The organism is Sphingomonas sp. BL-S-30 (assembly GCF_055521475.1).
In genome coordinates this window covers 1,654,159-1,670,995 of record NZ_CM145481.1, presented here as the reverse complement: position 1 = coordinate 1,670,995, position 16,837 = coordinate 1,654,159, and the positions used below count along the sequence as shown (strand labels likewise).

11 protein-coding genes and 1 pseudogene are annotated in these 16,837 nt (G+C 65.6%); 1 reads left to right on the top strand and 11 read right to left on the bottom strand.

Annotated elements, in window-relative coordinates; translation table 11 throughout:
- Nucleotides 1-220 precede the first annotated feature (220 nt).
- The 4 genes and pseudogenes from ACZ1I5_RS07675 to hemB form a co-directional block, all read right to left on the bottom strand.
- Nucleotides 221-2,453: pseudogene (locus ACZ1I5_RS07675) on the bottom strand (spermidine synthase).
- Nucleotides 2,453-2,986, bottom strand: coding sequence for a GNAT family N-acetyltransferase (locus ACZ1I5_RS07670; protein WP_465173108.1), 534 nt, complete (start codon nt 2,984-2,986; stop codon nt 2,453-2,455). The pseudogene ACZ1I5_RS07675 and the gene ACZ1I5_RS07670 overlap by 1 nt, the downstream one beginning before the upstream one ends.
- On the bottom strand, nt 2,983-3,525 hold the full coding sequence (locus ACZ1I5_RS07665; protein WP_465173107.1) for a GNAT family N-acetyltransferase: 543 nt from the start codon (nt 3,523-3,525) through the stop codon (nt 2,983-2,985). The genes ACZ1I5_RS07670 and ACZ1I5_RS07665 overlap by 4 nt, the downstream gene beginning before the upstream one ends.
- Complete coding sequence (gene hemB / locus ACZ1I5_RS07660; RefSeq protein WP_465173106.1) at nt 3,522-4,514, bottom strand: porphobilinogen synthase; 993 nt, start codon at nt 4,512-4,514, stop codon at nt 3,522-3,524. The genes ACZ1I5_RS07665 and hemB overlap by 4 nt, the downstream gene beginning before the upstream one ends.
- Nucleotides 4,515-4,652: 138 nt before the next feature.
- Here hemB and ACZ1I5_RS07655 point away from each other — a divergent pair, with 138 nt between their 5' ends.
- Nucleotides 4,653-5,462: an SIMPL domain-containing protein gene (locus tag ACZ1I5_RS07655; protein WP_465173105.1), complete on the top strand. Its 810-nt coding sequence runs from the start codon at nt 4,653-4,655 to the stop codon at nt 5,460-5,462.
- Nucleotides 5,463-5,471: 9 nt separating this feature from the next.
- Here the strand turns inward: ACZ1I5_RS07655 and ACZ1I5_RS07650 are convergent, their stop codons facing one another.
- The 7 genes from ACZ1I5_RS07650 to ACZ1I5_RS07620 all read right to left on the bottom strand — a co-directional run bounded on the left by ACZ1I5_RS07650 (nt 5,472) and on the right by ACZ1I5_RS07620 (nt 16,828).
- Nucleotides 5,472-6,932, bottom strand: a complete 1,461-nt coding sequence (locus ACZ1I5_RS07650) for an MATE family efflux transporter (protein ID WP_465173104.1) — start codon at nt 6,930-6,932, stop codon at nt 5,472-5,474.
- Nucleotides 6,933-7,038: 106 nt separating this feature from the next.
- A complete protein-coding gene (locus tag ACZ1I5_RS07645; protein ID WP_465173103.1) occupies nt 7,039-9,699 on the bottom strand; it encodes a valine--tRNA ligase in 2,661 nt (886 codons plus the stop codon).
- Nucleotides 9,700-9,826: 127 nt separating this feature from the next.
- Nucleotides 9,827-11,878 (bottom strand): S9 family peptidase, encoded by a 2,052-nt coding sequence (locus ACZ1I5_RS07640; RefSeq protein ID WP_465173102.1) that lies wholly within the window; start codon nt 11,876-11,878, stop codon nt 9,827-9,829.
- A 56-nt stretch (nt 11,879-11,934) separates the two neighbouring features.
- The gene (locus ACZ1I5_RS07635) at nt 11,935-12,447 is read right to left on the bottom strand and encodes a DUF2497 domain-containing protein (RefSeq protein ID WP_465173101.1); all 513 of its coding nucleotides are present in this window, start codon (nt 12,445-12,447) and stop codon (nt 11,935-11,937) included.
- Nucleotides 12,448-12,487: 40 nt separating this feature from the next.
- A complete protein-coding gene (locus ACZ1I5_RS07630; protein ID WP_465173100.1) occupies nt 12,488-13,996 on the bottom strand; it encodes a TolC family outer membrane protein in 1,509 nt (502 codons plus the stop codon).
- 15 nt (nt 13,997-14,011) lie between these two features.
- A complete protein-coding gene (locus tag ACZ1I5_RS07625; protein WP_465173921.1) occupies nt 14,012-14,680 on the bottom strand; it encodes a protein-L-isoaspartate O-methyltransferase family protein in 669 nt (222 codons plus the stop codon).
- Between the two features lie 465 nt (nt 14,681-15,145).
- Nucleotides 15,146-16,828 (bottom strand): flotillin family protein, encoded by a 1,683-nt coding sequence (locus ACZ1I5_RS07620; protein ID WP_465173099.1) that lies wholly within the window; start codon nt 16,826-16,828, stop codon nt 15,146-15,148.
- Nucleotides 16,829-16,837: the final 9 nt, after the last annotated feature.

The following is a 16,837-nucleotide window of genomic DNA, read 5'->3' as shown; positions in this document are numbered from 1 at the left end:
GATTCGCCGCTGAATCGGCGAGGCAGTGCCTGCGTTATACAGACGATGAGAAACAGCGTGGCGAGAAGCAGTCAGTGCCCCGCCGGCCTGACTTTGAGATATCGCTTCGTCTTGTTGAATCGACCGCAAGCGAGGGTGCCTCAATACGAGCCCTAGATACGCGCCTGCGGCGCTACTCGGTCTCTACTCGGCACGAACGGGTGAACTCAAGTCATCGGACCTAAGGCTTGCGAAACAGCTTCACCAGCGGGACGATCGTCGAATAATCGTCGGTCCAGGGCGTGAACGCCGGATAGTCGTTCAGCGGCTGCCAGGTGGCATCGCGCGCCTTCAGCGCCTCGATCGTCGCCGGATCGTGCGACAGCGCCACCCAGAAGGAGACGGCGCGGGGCTGCTCGACATTCGGTCCCGGGAAATACAGCAGCTTCGCCGAGCTCCACCCTCCGGCCTTCGCCGCGGCCGACACGACCGGCTCCAGGTCGAGGAATTTGTTGGAGATATGGAAGAGCAGCACGCCGTCATGCGACAGCACCCGGCCATAAGTATCGAACGCTTCCCGCGTCATCAGATGCATCGGCACCGCATCGGACGAGAAAGCATCGAGCGTGAGCAGGTCGAGCGAGCCGGTCGCTTCGGCGGCGAGATTGAGCCGCGCGTCGCCCACCTCGATTGTCGGGTCGGGCAGGCAATTCTTCAGAAAGGTGAATTGCCCCGTGTCGCGGGCAATGCGCACGACGGCGGGATCGATCTCGTAGAAGCGCCAGCTCTGACCGGGCTTCGCATAACAGGCAAGCGTCCCCGCCCCGAGGCCGACGACACCGATCCGGGCATGATCGCCAAACAGCGCCGGCACCGCCTGCATTGCCTGCCCCACGCCGGAGCCAGTGACATAATAAGCAGTCGGCGTACGCTCGCGATCGGCGCTGCCGAGCAACTGCGTGCCGTGCACGGTGGTGCCGTGCTGGAGCTGGCGCACCTCCTTGTTGGCGCGAATCGTATAGACGCCGAAATAGCTGCGGGTCCGGGCGCCGGGTTCCATCGACAACAGGATCGAGCGGTAGCCGCCGAACACGATCAGCGCGCCGGCCAGCGCGCAGACGAATGCGCCGCGTGCGCCGATGGTGAACACCGCCACTGCAACCATCACCACGAAAACCATCGCTTGCAGCGGCCCCGGATCTTCCGATCCGGCGCTCGGGCTGTTCATCACCACGAGGATCAGCAGCCACATCAACAACCCGACGGCGACCGTGATGAACCCCCGGTACTGCGCATGTCGCGCCCACAGCGTGCCGATCACCGGGACAAGGAAGCTCTGGGGCGCGAGCACGCCGGCGGCAAGGACCAGCAGCGGATATTCATAGGTCCAGTCGAACACGAAGGGCGCGATCAGTGCGGCAAACACGCCGCCGAGCGCTCCGCCGACCGACATGGCGAGATAGAAGCCGGTCAACCGGTCGGCCTCAGGCCGGAGCCGGTACATCTTGGTGTGGAGCGCGACGGCGGCCATGAACAGCAGGATGAGGGCGAGCGCGGCGTTGAGCCAGGGCTTGCCCTGGAGTTCACCGACGAGCACCCCGCCGATCAGCAGGATGACAATGGGCGCGAGCCAGGTAAGCAAATCCGCCGGACCGCGCCGCGTCGCGAAGGCGACGGTGAAGCTCAATAGATAAAGCCCGAGCGGCAGCACCCAGAGCAGCGGCATCGCGACGACGTCAGTGGTGATATAGGTCGAGGTCGCGAGCATCAGGCCGGAGGGCACGAAGGCCAGCACAATCCAGTGCGCGACGCGCTTGAGGGTCGGCGCCGGACTTTCAGCAACCGGCCCCTCGACGATCTGCATCTTCATCCTGGGCAAGGTCATCGCACAGACCGCGACGAGCAGGCCTAGGATGATGTAACCAGCGGTCCACAGCCGGCTCTGGCCCGCCAGGGCAAGCCCCGGCTCGACGAAGATCGGATAAGCGATCAGGCCGGCAAAGCTGCCGAAATTGGAGGCGGCGTAGAGCGCATAAGGGTCCTGCCCCTTGCTCGACACGCTGAACCAGCGCTGGAGCAGCGGCGCCTGCGCCGAGATGACGAAGAACAGCGGCCCGATCGACGCGCCGAGCAGCCATGGCACCCAGATGGCGGGCTGCGCGTTGGCGGGGAAGCTGAGTCGCCATCAGCCCGATCGGCAGCCACAGCGCCGCGACCAGCAATAACGCGAGGTGGATCGCCGCCTGAAACCGCGGCGTCACCCGGCCGAGCCAGTGCGCATAGGCATAGCCGCCGAGCAGCAGCGCCTGATAGACCAGCATCGCCGAATTCCACACGGCGGGGGCGCCGCCGAGCCGGGGCAGCGCCATGCGCGCGACCATCGGCTGGACGAGGAACAGCAGGAACGAGCCGGCCAGGATGGTCGCCACGAACAGCGGCCGGGCGAACCGCGCCGGCACGGCGATGCGCGCCATCAGGCCGGGCGCGCGATTCGGTAAAGGATATGGCGCTTCAGCGGGCTGCCATCCGGCACCGCGGGATGATCGAAGTCTCCATCCACGACTCGGCTCATGCCGATGCGCTCCATTAGCCCCCAGCTTGGGCTGTTGTCCTGAACGGTGATGGCCGCCACCCGCGGCGCATCGGTATGCGCCCAGGCCCAGGCCAGGCTCGCCTCCGCAGCTTCGCGGGCATATCCCTTCCCCCAATAGGCAGGGGCGAAGCGCCAGCCAATCTCCATGTCCTGCGCGATCGGCGTGTCGGGTGCGCCCGGCTTCACGCCGCAAAAGCCCAGAAGCGCACCGTCCTCGCGGCGTTCGACCGCCCAGAAGCAATAGCCATGACTCTCGAGATACCCGTTCTGCCGATCGAGTGCGGCATCGGTCTCGGCCCGAGTCATCAAGGGCCCGAGATACCGCATGACCTCCGGATCGCTGCAATGCGCGTGGAAGACCGGGCGATCCTCGTCCCGCCAGTGTCGCAGGATCAGGCGTTCGGTATCAATCACGACACTGCTCCCGGCCGGTCTATCGCGAAAACCACACTGTTTCCCAAGGGGTCGCCCGGCGCGAACAGGGGGTGGAAAAAGTCGCTCTCCAACTGCCGCGCCATGCCGAGGCGCTCCATCAACATCCAGCTGCGCGTATTGCGCTCGGCGGTGATCGCGGTGACCCGCGGCGCCGCGCTATTCGCCCAGGCCCATTCCAGCCAGGCGGCGGCCGCCTCCCGCGCATAACCCCTGCCCCACCAGCCGCTGGCCAGGTTCCAGCCAATCTCGACTTCGCCCTCGATCGGCGTGCCCTCCGCTCCCGGCTTCAGCCCGCAAAAGCCGATCGCGTCATGGCCGTCGCGCAGTTCGATCATATGGAAACCAAATCCATGGCTGACTCCATAGCCCGCGTGACGCGCGATCGCCGCGTCGCTCTCTTCCGGCGATTTGACCGGACCGAGATTGGCCATGACGAGGGGATCGGCCCACATCGCGTGCAACATCGCGCGGTCGGACTCGGTCGGCCTTCGTAGAATCAGACGCGCCGTTTCGATCACGCGTTCAAGAGACGCGCCGCATGCGCCGCATGATAGGTGAGCACGCCCGAGCAGCCGGCGCGCTTGAACGCCATCAGCGTTTCCAGCACCACGCCGTCGCGTTCGGCGGCGCCGGCAGCGACGGCCGCCTCGATCATCGCATATTCGCCGGACACCTGATAGGCGAAGACCGGCACCTGGAACTCGCTCTTCACCCTGAGGATGATATCGAGATAGGGCAGACCCGGCTTGACCATCACGCTGTCGGCGCCCTCCGCCAGATCGAGCGCGACCTCGCGCAACGCCTCTTCGGCATTGGCCGAGTCCATCTGATAGGTCTTCTTGTCGCCCTTGAGCAGGCCGCGCGAGCCGACTGCGTCACGGAACGGCCCGTAAAAGCCGCTGGCGTACTTGGCCGAATAGGCCATGATCTGGACGTTGGCCCGGCCGTCACCTTCCAGCGCCGCGCGGATCAGGCCCACCCGGCCGTCCATCATGTCGCTCGGTGCAATGATGTCGGCGCCCGCCGCCGCCTGGTTGAGCGCCTGGCCGACAAGGACCTCGGCAGTCTCGTCGTTGAGCACATAGCCCGTCTCGTCGAGCAGCCCGTCATGACCATGGCTGGTATAGGGATCGAGCGCGACGTCGGTCAGCACGCCGATCTCGGGCACTGCGTCCTTCAGCGCGCGGATCGCGCGACACATCAGATTGTCGGGATTGAGCGCTTCCTCGCCGCGATCGGAGCGGCGATCGGGCTGGGTGTTGGGGAACAAGGCGATGCACGGAATGCCGAGATCGCGCGCTTCCTTCGCCCGGGCGACGATACCATCGACCGACCAGCGCGATACGCCGGGCAAGCTCGGGATCGGTTCCTCGACCCCCTGCCCTTCGGCGATGAACAGCGGCCAGATCAGGTCGGCGGGCGTGAGCACGGTCTCGGCGTGCATACGCCGGCTCCATGCCGAAGCGCGGGTGCGGCGGAGACGAAGCGCGGGGTATTGGGCGGACATGCGCGGCTTGTGCTGGATCAGCCGTCAGCGTGCAAGTGCAACGACTTTACGCCGGGGCTCAACCACGATATATAAGGTAACGTTATAACATTTAACAAGCGAGAAACTGAGATGCGCTGCACCAAAGCGTTCATGGTAGTGGCACTGATCCCAGCCCCGGTGTTGGCCCAGACCGGGCGAGAGGCGAAGCCGGCCACGATCATTGTTTCCGCGACCGGCAATGTGGAAACAATCCCCGACAAGGCTACTCTGTCGATCTCTCTACGTGGCGAAGGCAAAACTGCCGACGCAGCGTCCGCTGCGCTCGCGGCACGGCAGAGGGCCGTAATCTCAGGCCTGCGCTCGCTCGATCCGAAGGTCGAGTTGCGAACCGGCGCCGTATCGATCCGCGAGGCCTATGCCGGCAGCTGCGACAATGGCGATCACTTCTCGATGATGTCCGACGATCCGGAAACCATCGCCGACACTCTCGAGACCGTGGCGGTTTCAATGGCGGCAGATGACACGCTGGATGGCGCCCCACCGCAAGGCCGCAAGAAGGACTGTACGGTGGTCGGCCGGGTGGCGCAGATCGAGGCCTCCGTCATCATGAATTCGATAAAGGACGCCGGCACCGCTGTTGGGCTCGCTGGCCGGCTCGGAGCGAGCCGGGCCAGAATCGATGATTTCGGATTGCGTGACGATTCGACCGCCTCCAATCGCGCGATTGCAAGAGCGATGGAAAATGCGCGCGCCAAGGCCGAAGCGATCGCGGCAGCCTCAGGGGCGAAGCTCGGCGGTATCGTATCCGTGAATGACGGTAGCGAGCGAGACGCCATTGATGGGTACAGCATGGATGCGGCCCGGTCGCCTGTCATGGCGATGGTTCCGCCGGTCGTGATCGACGTCTCGCCAAAGCCGGTGGAGACCATCGCTCGCTTGACCGTCACCTTCGCGATCGAACGGTAACGGCCTCGTTCAGCCGGTCGGATGCTGCCGCCCGGCCGGTTCGCCCGTGGCATGGGCATGTTCCTCCGCCACTTCCGGCTCGGGCGGTACGATCAGCACCTGCTCGCGCCAATGGGCGCTGCGATAATAGAGGATCGCGAGCGACAGCGACACGAGCGAGCCGAGCGGAAAGGCATACCACAAGGCGTCCGGGCCGATGAGCCGCGGGCCGATCACCGCGAAGCCGATCCTGACCGGATAAAAGGCGATCGCCAGGATGATCAGCGGCGCCATCGTCGCGCCATTGGCGCGGACCGTGGAGAACAGCACCATCGTCGCGCCGAACATGACGAAGGTCCAGCTCGAGATCAGCTGGATGTGGCGTGCGATGGGGATTGCCGGGCTTTCGCTGCCGACGAACAGTGCCATGACCTGCCGGTCGAACAGGATGATCGCAATGATCACCACCAGGGTGATGACGGTATTGTAGATGATCCCGGCGCGGGTGATCGCGTTCACCCGTTCCCATTTGCCCGCCCCGATATTCTGCGCCGCCATGCTGCTGACGGCGACGCCGATCGCCATCGCGGGCATCTGGATATAGGTCCAGAGCTGCTGCGACACCGCATAGGCAGCGGCCGTGTCGACGCCGAGGCGGTTGACCAGCCCGACCATGGTGAGGCCCGCGCTCGACATCACCAGCATCTGCGCGCCCATCGGCAGGCCCTTGGCGACGATCGTCCTGACCAGCGCCGCTTCGGGCATCAGATAGCGCAGTTCGCGGCCGCGCAATCGGATCGGGAGGTCACGCCAATAGACATAGACGAGCAGGCCGGCCGAGGAGACGATTCCGGCCAACAGGGTCGCCGTCGCCGATCCGGCGATGCCCATGCGCGGGAATGGGCCGATGCCCTCGATCAGCAGCGGGTTGAAACTGCTGTCGATCACCACGCTGAGCAGCATGAACCAGAGGGGCGTCAGCGAATCGCCGGTGCCGCGCAGGCTCATCTGGATCAACACGCCGAGCATAGAGAAAGGCAGGCCGAGAAAGATCACGCGCAGATAGTCGCGCGCCATGTTCTGCGCCTCGCCCGGCGTGGCGAGCAGGCGGAGGATCTGCGGCGTGAACAGCCAGCCGAGGATCGAGATCGCCACCGCCCCGCCCACCACCAGCCCGACGGTCGAGCCGAAAGCGCGCCGGGCCGCTTCGATATCGCGGCGCCCGACCGACTGGCCGATCAGGATCGTCGCCGCCATGCCGAAGCCGAACACGGCTGAGAACATCAGGAACATGATGATGTTGGCGTTCGACGTCGCGGCGAGCGCGCTTTCGCCGAGAAAGCGCCCGACCCAGATCGAGTTAATCGACCCGTTGAGCGACTGAAGGATGTTCGAGCCCAATGTCGGCAGCGCAAAGGCGAGCAGAGTCGACGCGATCGGCCCCGTGGTGAGGTCGCGCTGGCCGGGACGGGTGGTTACCTTCTTCGTCATGCCGGGCTTGTTCCGGCATCCATGGTTCCACAAACACAATGACCGTGGCGCATGCGGGACGATGGCCCCCGGAACAAGTCCGGGGTGACGGGTTGGTTAGGGTCGCTCATCCCAACCGCGCCAGCGCCGCCGTCAGCCGTTCGGCTTCGGCTGACTTCTCGGCATGATCCGCACGGGTCTTCTCGACCGCTTCGGGTTTGCCCTTTTCCACGAAGTTGGCGTTCGCCAGCTTGCCGGCGAGCATGTCGCGGTTCTTCGCGGCCGCTTCGATCGCCTTGGTGAGGCGCGCCCGCTCGGCGTCCAGATCGATCACGCCTGCCAGCGGTAGGACGAAGGTCGCCTCGTCGATCACGACCTGGACCGCGCCACTCGTCGGTGCTTCACCCTCGGCCCGGTCGATCCGCGCCAGCCGCGCGATCGCCGGCGCCTGACGGCTCAGCCGGTCAAGGGTCGCGGCGTCGGCGTCGCGGACGTGGAAGGGCATGCGCGCACCGGGCGAGACATTGAGCTCGTTGCGGGCCGCGCGGACCTCGCCGACCAGGCGGATCAGCCAGTCGATTTCCTTGCTTGCCTCCGGATCGATCGCACGCGCATCGGCCATCGGCCACTTGGCGACGATCAGATCGGAGTCGCGATCACCAAGGGCGTGCCACAGCTCCTCCGTGATGAACGGCATGAACGGATGGAGCAGGACCAGCATCTGATCGAGCACCCAGCCCGCGACCTTGCGCGTCTCTTCCGCTTCGAGGCCAGTCGCCGGGCCATCGGCATTGCCGAGCAGCGGCTTGATCAGTTCCAGATACCAGTCGCAGAAGCGGCTCCAGACGAACTGATACACGGCGTTCGCGGCGCCGTCGAAGCGGTAATCGGCCAGCGCGAGATCGACCGCCTGCACCGTCCGGATCGTCTCGGCGATGATCCAGCGATTGACCGCGAGCGTCGCCTCGGGTGCTTCCAGCGTAGCGCTCGCGCCGATGCCGTTGGACTGGCAGAAGCGCGCCGCGTTCCACAGCTTGGTCGCGAAGTTGCGATAACCCTCGACCCGCTTCTCATCCATCTTGATGTCGCGGCCCTGGCTTTCCATCGCCGCCATGAAGAAGCGTAGCGCGTCGGCACCATATTTGTCGATCAGGCCGAGCGGATCGACGGTGTTGCCCTTGGACTTGGACATTTTCTGCCCGTCCGCCGCCCGGACCAGGCCGTGCAAATAGAGGGTGCGGAACGGCACGTCCTTCATGAAGTGCATGCCCTGCATCATCATGCGGGCATCCCAGAAGAACAGGATGTCGAAGCCGGAGATCAGCACGTCGTTTGGGTAGCGGCCGTGGAGGGTGGGGTTGCCGTCCTCGGGCCAGCCCATCGTGGCAAACGGCCAGAGCGCGGAGGAGAACCAGGTGTCGAGCACATCGCTGTCCTGGCGCAATTCGACGCCCTCGCCCGCCTGCGCCCGGGCACCTGCCTCATCCATGGCGACGAAGATGCGGCCGTCCTCGGCGAACCATGCCGGGATTCGGTGCCCCCACCAGAGCTGGCGCGACACGCACCAGGGCTGGATGTTCTCCATCCAGTTGAAATAGGTCTTTTCCCAGGTCTTGGGCACGACCTTGACCGCACCGGTTTTGACCGCCTCGATCGCCGGCTTCGCCAGGGTCGCCGCGTCGACATACCATTGGTCGGTCAGCCAGGGCTCGATCACCGCGCCCGAACGGTCGCCGAACGGAGTCTGGATCACGCGATCCTCGACGCGTTCGAGCAGGCCAGCCTCATCCAGCAGCGCCACGACCCGCTTGCGGGCGTCCGCGGTGGACAGACCGATCAGATCGTTCGGGATCAGTTCGTCGGCGGTCTGCTGTACCCACGCCCTGGCATCGAGCATGTTGAGCATGTCGGCGGCCTTGAACCCGGCGCGCTTGCCCACTTCGAAATCGTTGAAGTCGTGGCCCGGCGTGATCTTCACCGCGCCGGATCCGAGCTCGGGATCGGCATGCTCGTCAGCGACGATCGGGATCAGGCGGCCGGTGATCGGCAGGCGCACATTCTTGCCGATCAGCGCGGTGTAGCGCGCATCGGTGGGATTCACCGCGACCGCCATGTCGGCAAGCATTGTCTCGGGGCGCGTGGTGGCGACCGAGATGAAGCCGGAACCATCCTCCAGCGGATAGCGCAGATGCCAGAACTGCCCGTTGATCTCGCGCGTCTCGACCTCAAGATCCGAGATGGCGGTGCCGAGGCCCGGATCCCAGTTCACCAGCCGCTTGTCGCGGTAGAGCAGGCCCTGATTATAGAGGTCGACGAACACTTTCAGGACGGCCTTGCTGAAGCCTTCGTCCATGGTGAAGCGCTCGTTCGCCCAGTCCATCGAGCAACCGAGGCGGCGGAGCTGCTTGGTGATGATCCCGCCGCTCTCGGCCTTCCATTCCCACACCTTGGCGATGAATTCCTCGCGGGTGAAATCGGTGCGCTTCTGCTGGTGGAGCGCCATGTTGCGCTCGACCACCATCTGGGTGGCGATGCCCGCATGGTCAGTGCCGACCACCCACAAAGCGTCCTTGCCCTTCAGCCGCGCGTGCCGGACCAGAATGTCCTGCAGCGTGTTGTCGAGCGCATGGCCGATATGGAGGTTGCCCGTCACGTTCGGCGGCGGGTTGACGATCGTCCAGGGCTCGGCGCCCGGGCGATCGGGGTGAAACAGGCCCTCGCCTTCCCAATGGGCATACCAGCGGGATTCGATGTCGGCGGGGTCGAAGGTTTTCGGGAGTTCGGTCATGGTGCGACGCCTCTACAGAGGTTTTGCCCCGAAAATAAACCTTCGTTCGCCCTGAGCCTGTCGAAGGGCTGCACTTTCTTCGCCGGAAGAAGGGCCGTGCTTCGACAAGCTCAGCACGAACGGGAAGTTAATCGCCCTTCTTGCCCGTCCACTTGTCCATCCAGCCGAGCACCTCGCGGTACCATTGGCGGCTGTTCTTCGGCTTGAGCACCCAATGATTCTCGTTCGGGTTGACCAGCAGGCGCGACGGGATGGCGCGGCGCTGGAGCGCGGTGAAGGCAGCGAGGCCCTGAGTGTACGGAATCCGGAAGTCCTTCTCGCCGGTGATGACCAGCATCGGGGTCTTCCACTTGTCGACGAGATTGACCGGGTTCCATTTCTCGAACGCGGCGGGATCCTCATAATAGGTTTTCCCGCCATGCTCCCATTCGTCGAACCACAGTTCCTCGGTCTCATAAGCCATCGCGCGGGCGTCGAACACGCCGTCATGCTGGACGATGCACTTGAACCGGTCGGGCCATTTGCCCTCGAACCAGTTCATCATATAGCCGCCATAGGAGGCGCCGAGCGCGCAGGTATTGTCGCCGTCGAGCCAGGTGAATTGGGTCGTCGCGGCGGCGAGGCCCTTTTGCAGATCCTCGAGCGGCCAGCCGCCCCAATTGTCGCGGATCGCGTCGGTAAAGGCCTGGCCATAGCCGGTCGATCCGTGGAAATCGACCGCGACCAGCCCATAACCGGCGCCGGCGAACACCGCGGGGTTCCAGCGATAGGACCAGCTGTTGTTGCTCGATCCCTGCGGGCCGCCATGGACCATATAGGCGACCGGCACTTTCGCGCCCTCGGCGAGGCCGGCGGGTTTCACCGCATAGCCCCAGACGGTGTCGTTGTTCGCGCCCGCGAAGCTGAAGCGCGTGACGGTCGGCATCTCGATATCGGCGAGCTTCGAGGCGTTGACCGAGGTGAGCCGCGTCGTCTTCTTGCCCGCGAGCAGGTAGAAATCGTCGGGCGCGGTCAGGCTGTTCATCGCCAGCACCAGCCCCTTGGGCGTGACGGTGAGCGAGGAGACATGCCCCTGCTGAGTCAGTCGCGTGACCTTGCCGCTGGCGGTATCGATCGCAAAGGCGGGGGTTTCCTGCGTGTCGTCGGCGGTGACGTAGATGGTCTTGCCGTTGGCGGCCCAGGCGATCGACGCGACGGACCGGTCCCAGCCTTCGGTCAGCGCGCGAACCCGGCCGGTGGCGAGATCGCGCACCATCAGCACCTGGCGATCCGCTTCATAGCCGGGGCGCTTCATCGAGAAATAGGCGAGCCACTTGCCGTCGGGCGAGGCAGTCGGGAGATTTTCCATCCCGTCATTGTCGGGCGTCAGGTTGGTCGGGGCGGCGGAGCCGTCGGCGGGTGCCGCGAAAATATCGAGATTGGTCGAAGTCGCCTCGATCCGGCCTGCCTCGCGGAGTGCGAAGAAGATTGTCTTGCCGTCGGCCGACCAGTTGAGTTCCTCGCCGCCGCCCATCGGCTTTGACGGGGTGTCGCCGACGAGTCCGCCTTCGATCGCGACGCCGTTGCCGATGGCACCCTCGGCAGTCAGCGGCAGGACGAAGAGCTGCGAGCGGGTGCCGTCGCCCCATGTGTCCCAGTGACGGACGAAGAGCTGATCATAGGTGCGACCGGCACCCGCGTTCGGGTCCTTCTTGACCATGGCCGGCTCGAGGCTCGGCGCGCCGGGACGGCGATCGGCCCAGACGAGCAGCTTGTCGCCGGTCGGCGCCACCTTGAAGCCGCTGAAGCCGCCGGTGAAGCTGGTTACCTTTTTCGGCGCGCCACCGGCCGTGGCGACGACCCAGACGGCGTCATCGCCGCCCTTGTCCGACTGGAAATAGACCGCGCTGCCGTCGGGTGAGAATTGCGGGCTCGTTTCGTTGACATCGGCCTCGGCGGCGAGCTGTTCCGGGACGGCGCCCTTTTTCGTCAGGTCGAGCCGCCACAGGTCGAACCGGCCGCGATCGGCAGCCAGATCGGTCTCGCGCTGCTGCCAGACGAGCCAATGACCGTCCTTCGATACGGTGGGCGATGCGACGCGCGAGAGCATCGTCACATCGTCGATGGTGAGCTGGCGGGCATGAGCAGGCGCAGCGGCGGCGGCAAGCGCGAGGACACTCGCGGACAGGAGCATTTTCATGGCCGCCGATAGAGCAGAACGCCGCGCCGCCCGCAATCGCGCGGGCATCGGATCGATCAGCGCGCGCCGGTGATCCTGGCGATCTCGCGCGAGACCAGGGTCTCGACCATCGCCGGCAGATTCGCGTCGAGCCAGTCGCGCAACATCGGGCGAAGCATCTCGCGCACCAGCGACTCGAGCGTATCGCTGCCCTGTACGTCGGGCTTCACGATCACGCGGGACAGCGCGTCGAGCGAGCCGCGGCTCGCCTCGGCCGCGCGATAGGAGAGGATCGGGTCTGCCGGAGCGCCGGGCGCGGCCGATGCTTTCTGAGGAGAGGCCGTCGAAGCTGCAGCCGGCGCAGATTCCCCGTCAGCCCGGGGCGCGCCCGCTGCGGCGAACCGCACCGGGTCGCTGAGTTCCAATATTTCGTCATGCCCGAACGACCCGGGCCCGGCCTTCGACATGGCCGTCCCGGCCATCGCGCGGCGGGCGCGGATCGTCGCCGCGCTCTCGCCCTCTTCAGCGATGATGCGTTTGATCGACGAGAGGATATCCTCCATCGAAGGCTCGGCGCTGATATCTCCCATCGAACGAACCTCGTGACCGAAGACCGCTCGTCAGCGGCCCTTACCTGACGCCACCTGCGGGATTCGGCGTCCCTGTGTCAACCGCGGGATAGGCCGGCGCGTCGAGGATCGGATCGAGCGGACGCGTGACGACCGAGCCCTGAGCAGGCGTGCTGGCGGTGCTGGTGCTGGTCGAGACGGGATCGGGCTCGGAGCCGTAATCCCAGATCTTGCCGCGCACGCTCTTGTAATGCGCGACCGGATCATAGAGCGGGCCGCCTTCCAGTCCGAGATCCTTCGCCTCGGCATCGCCCATCGCGGCGAGCAGCGCGAAGCCGGCGACATAGGCGTCGCGCCGCGCCGTCACCAGCGTGACCTGCGAGTTGAGCAGTTCCTGCTCGGCGTTCAGGATATCGAGGATGGTGCGGTTGCCCACACTGTTTTCCGCGCGAACACCTTCCAGCGACAGCTTGTTGGCGTTCACCGCGACTTCCGACGACGCGATCACTTCGAGCGACGACCGCCAGACCGCATAGGCCGAGCGCGCCTGCGAGATCACGCCGCGCTCGGTTTCCGTCACCTGCTCGTTCGCCTGGGCCCGGCGCTCCTGCGCCTGACGGACCTGCGCCGCGGGACGACCACCCTGGAACAGCGGCACCGTCACGCCGAGGCCGACCGTGCCGGCCGACCCGGAATTGGGCAGGCCGACCGAAGTCCCGACCGAATCGAAGTAATTGTAATAATTGCCGCCGACATTGACGTTGACTCTCGGCAAGCGATTGGCGCGCGCAACATTGATGTCATAGCCCGCAGCGTCGCGGCTCTTTTGCGCGGCGAGCAGGGTCGGGTTGTTCTTCAACGCGACATCGACCGCGGTATCCGGGCTGGCGGGGAGATTGGGCAGTTCGGGCGGCACCTCCAGTTCGCCCGGAGGCGTACCGACCAGACGGATATAGCTTTCCCGGCTGGAGATCAGCCGCGCCTGCGCCGATTGAAGCTGGCTGCGCGCCACGGCCAGGCGGGCATCCGACTGGGCGACGTCAGTGCGAGTCAGGTCGCCGACCTGGAAGCGATCCTTGGATGCCTGCAGGTTGACGTCGAGGACCTTCACATTCTGCTCGTTGAGCGAGACGATCGCTTCGTCGCGGATCACGTCCATGTACGCGCCGACGACGTTGGTGAACAGGTTCGCCTCGGTACCGCGCAGGCCGAACTGGCCGGCATCGACACGAGTCTCGGCCGCGCGCACTGAATTGCGCACGGCGCCGCCGCTGAAAATCGGCACGGTGAGCGTGGTCGCGGCGGTGAGCTGGCGGTCCGGCGACGTGATGCTCGGCGAGGAATCAAGCGCATTCTCGGTATAGCCGCTGGTCAAATTGACGCCCGGCAATCCGGAAGAGCGCGCGATCGGTACATTCTCGTCGATGGCGCGCACATTGGCACGCTCGGCCGCAAGCGTCGGGTTGGTGTTATAGGCCTTCACCAGCGCACCGCGCAGCGTCTCCGCCGCCACTGGTGCCGTCGTTGTCAGCATCACCGCAACACCGGCTAGCAAATGGGTCCGTCGCATGGTTGGCGGCATCTTTCAGAAGGTGAAGGTCTTGGGCCGGGAAAATCCCGGAAGTGGAACGCAATCGATGTCGGCGAAGTCGAGCAGGCCGAAGCCCGCCTGCGACTTGCGGCCCGAGGCGAGCCGGGTAACGGCGCGGTCGGCAATGCCGGTCACGACGCGCCCGCCGGCGGCGAGCTGGGCGATCAGCGTATCGGGCACATGCTCGACGGCACCGTCGATCACCAGCACGTCATAGGGCGCCCCGCCCTCATGACCCGCGTCCAGTGCCCCCTCGATCAGCGTGACATTGGCCTGGCCCGCCAGCGCTTCGCGTGCCTCTGCGGCCAGCGCGGGATCGCTTTCCACCGCGACGACATGGGCGACCAGCTCGGCGAGCACGGCGGCGGTATAACCGCCCGCGGCGCCGATCAGCAGCACCCGGTCCGCCGGCAGCAGATAAGCTTCGGTCAACAGCCGCCCGGTCGCGATCGGCACGTTCTGGAAGCGGCCATGGCCGAGCGGAACCGCGGTATCGCGATAGGCGATCTCGCGCACCTCGGCCGGCAGGAACGCCTCGCGCGGCACGCGGGCCATCGCCGTCACGATGCGCGGATCGCTCACCGCATTGGTGCGCAACTGGCTCGCCACCATCGCGTGGCGCATCGTCTCGAAGCGAGCTGAATCGATTCCGGTCATTTCCATCGGGTCACCCTGTCGCACAACTGTTTTAGTCATGCAATACACATGTTGTCGCTGCGCGGCTTGTATCGTGCGCTTGGCCCCGCGCCAAGCGCAGCCGCAGCGATATTATCGAAGCGCGCGAAGGCAGGACCAACGGTGGCGGAAAGAACGAATTCCGGCACGAGTTCATTCAATCGTCAGTCGCATGTCATTTCCATTGTGCTATGCAGCAAGAACGGGGTCGAGTCAGGTAGTGGGAGGGCTCCAGATGAACCTGATGCAGCTTCTTCGATGTGCGACGGGGCATCATGTGCGATCGACCAGGCACTCGCGTATCGTCGATGGTCGCCGGGAAAGCGTGTGCCGCGGTTGCGGGCGCCGCATGGTGAAGGACGACTTCGCGACTCGCCTCGTCATAACCGAAGACGGTGCACCCGCCCGGGGGGACGCGCTCTAGCCGAGTGCGCCCAGCCCGTCAGGTCGCTCCTATTCCGCCGGGTCCCCCTTCTCCGTGACGATCACCGGCGCGGCGCCGCCGAGCAGGCCATTGAGCGTGGCGCCGCCCATGCCGAGTTCCGCCATCAGTGCGTCGATCAGCGGGCCGCCGACCCGGTAGCGCATCGCCGCAGCCACGGCGGCGTCGGCCAGATTGCCGCCTCCTTCCCCGCCATCCGCGCCGCCGGGGTTGCCGTGCAGGCCCCGCGCGTCGAGGATGCTGATCTTGTCGATCTGCTCCATCGGCTTGCTCGCTGCGGCGATGATGCCGGGCAGCGCCTCGAGCATCGCCTTGCGGATCAGCAACGCGGTCTGCGCGTCGTTGAGCACATTGGTGGCCTCGTTGATCGCGGTCTGGCCGGCGGCATCGACCTTGAACGCGGCGGCGCGACCCTCGGCACGGGCCTTTTCGGCATCCGCATCCGCCGTCGCCTCGGTCCGCAGCGCGATCGCGCGCGCTTCGGCGGCTTCCTTCTCGGCACGGGCAGCGACGGTGATGCCGACCGCCTCTTCCTCGGCCTTCTGAGTCGCGGCGATGACGGCGACGTTCTTGGTACGGTTGGCGATTTCGGTCGCTTTTGCCGTCGCGACGCTTTCCTCGGCGCGGACGGCATGCGCGCGCGCCTCGTTGGCGGCGGCGGTAGCGGTCGATTCCTCTTCCGACTTTTGCGCGGTCTGCACCGCGGTGGTGATGCGGGCGAGTTCGATATTGCGGTCGCGCTCGATCGTCGCGGTCTGGACAGCGCCGTCACGGGCGATGGTCGCGGTCTGGATGACCTTGTCGGCTTCGGTCTGCGCCACTGTCTGCGCCTGTTCGGCGGTGATGCGCGCGATTTCGGCGAGGCGAGTCTGTTCGGCCTCCGCGGTGGCGATCGCGGTCGCCTGTTCGGCGCGGCGGGCGGCGAGCGTCTGTTCCTGGGTCAGCCGGGCCTGCTCCGCCGCCTGCGCGATCTCGAGCGACTGGTTATTGGCATCGAGGTTACGCTGCTCGATCTCGACACGGTTGGTCGCGACGATGTCGTTGCGGATCTTCTTGCGCTCCTCGATCGTGCGGGTGAGCACGGTCAGGCCCTCGGCGTCGAAGGCGTTGTTCTCGTTGAAATGCTCGAACGCGGTCTGGTCGAAATGGGTGATCGAGACCGATTCGAGCTGGAAGCCATTCATGTCCAGGTCGGTCATCAGCGCTTCCTGGACCTTCTGGATGAAGTCGGCGCGATTGGCGTGAAGATGCTCCATCGTCATCGTCGCCGCGACCGAGCGCAGCGCCGAGACGAGCTTGCCGTCCAGCAGCGCCTTCACCGCGTCCGGGCTGTTGACCGATTCGCCAAGGGTCTGGGCGGCGGCGGCGATCGACTGGGCGTCGGGCTTCACCTTGATGTGGAACAGGCCGACCACGTCGACGCGGAGCTTGTCCATCGTGATCAGCGCGTCCTTGTTGAGGCGCGACACTTCGAGCTTCACCGTGGTGAGGCGGACCTGCATCAGTTCGTGCAGCACCGGGAAAACCAGAATGCCGCCGTTGAGCACGACCTTCTCGCCGCCAAAGCCGGTGCGGATCAACGCCACGTCCTTGGTCGCGCGGCGATAGAGCCGCGTCAGGATGAGCATGATCACGATCAGGCCGACAATGGCGATGCCGGCGTAGATCAGGATGTTCAGCAGCGATGCGGGCACGGGATTCTC

Excerpts from the sequence above, each read along its gene's own strand:
- ACZ1I5_RS07630 (WP_465173100.1), bottom strand. The coding sequence starts at position 13,996 with ATGCGACGGACCCATTTGCTAGCCGGTGTTGCGGTGATGCTGACAACG.
- hemB (WP_465173106.1), bottom strand. The coding sequence starts at position 4,514 with ATGTCCGCCCAATACCCCGCGCTTCGTCTCCGCCGCACCCGCGCTTCG.
- ACZ1I5_RS07625 (WP_465173921.1), bottom strand. The coding sequence starts at position 14,680 with ATGGAAATGACCGGAATCGATTCAGCTCGCTTCGAGACGATGCGCCAC.
- ACZ1I5_RS07640 (WP_465173102.1), bottom strand. The coding sequence starts at position 11,878 with ATGAAAATGCTCCTGTCCGCGAGTGTCCTCGCGCTTGCCGCCGCCGCT.
- ACZ1I5_RS07650 (WP_465173104.1), bottom strand. The coding sequence starts at position 6,932 with ATGACGAAGAAGGTAACCACCCGTCCCGGCCAGCGCGACCTCACCACG.
- ACZ1I5_RS07635 (WP_465173101.1), bottom strand. The coding sequence starts at position 12,447 with ATGGGAGATATCAGCGCCGAGCCTTCGATGGAGGATATCCTCTCGTCG.
- ACZ1I5_RS07645 (WP_465173103.1), bottom strand. The coding sequence starts at position 9,699 with ATGACCGAACTCCCGAAAACCTTCGACCCCGCCGACATCGAATCCCGC.